This window comes from Streptomyces bambusae (assembly GCF_019400985.1).
GTDB lineage: Bacteria > Actinomycetota > Actinomycetes > Streptomycetales > Streptomycetaceae > Streptomyces > Streptomyces bambusae_A.
In genome coordinates this window covers 1-635 of sequence record NZ_WTFF01000729.1, presented here as the reverse complement: position 1 = coordinate 635, position 635 = coordinate 1, and the positions used below count along the sequence as shown (strand labels likewise).

The window sequence follows — 635 nt, the reverse complement described above, 5'->3', positions numbered from 1 at the left end:
CCGGCCGAGATGAGCGAGCACCTGCGCTACCTGGCCCGCAACGCCCGTATCCCGATCTCGTGCATGCCGAACGCGGGTCTGCCGGTGCTGACCAAGGACGGGGCGCACTATCCGCTGTCGGCTTCGGAGCTGGCGGACGCGCAGGAGACGTTCGTCCGCGAGTACGGGCTGTCGCTGGTCGGCGGCTGCTGCGGCACCACCCCCGAGCACCTGCGCCAGGTGGTCGAGCGGGTGCGCGGGACCGTCCCCGTCGTGCGTGAGCCGCGTCCGGAGCCGGGTGCGTCCTCGCTGTATCAGACGGTGCCGTTCCGGCAGGACACCTCGTACATGGCGATCGGTGAGCGGACGAACGCCAACGGGTCGAAGAAGTTCCGTGAGGCCATGCTGGAGGCCCGTTGGGACGACTGTGTGGAGATGGCCCGGGACCAGATCCGCGAGGGCGCGCACATGCTGGACCTGTGCGTGGACTACGTCGGCCGCGACGGTGTGGCGGACATGGAGGAGCTCGCCGGCCGGTTCGCCACCGCCTCGACCCTGCCGATCGTGCTGGACTCCACCGAGGTGGCCGTCATCAAGGCGGGTCTGGAGAAGCTGGGTGGCCGGGCGGTGATCAACTCGGTCAACTACGAGGACGG

The 635-nt window shown here is 69.6% G+C and carries 1 protein-coding gene; it reads left to right on the top strand.

The features are described from left to right. Positions 1–635: dihydropteroate synthase (locus tag GPJ59_RS36760; protein ID WP_219672414.1), on the top strand; the 635-nt coding region annotated here is incomplete at both ends.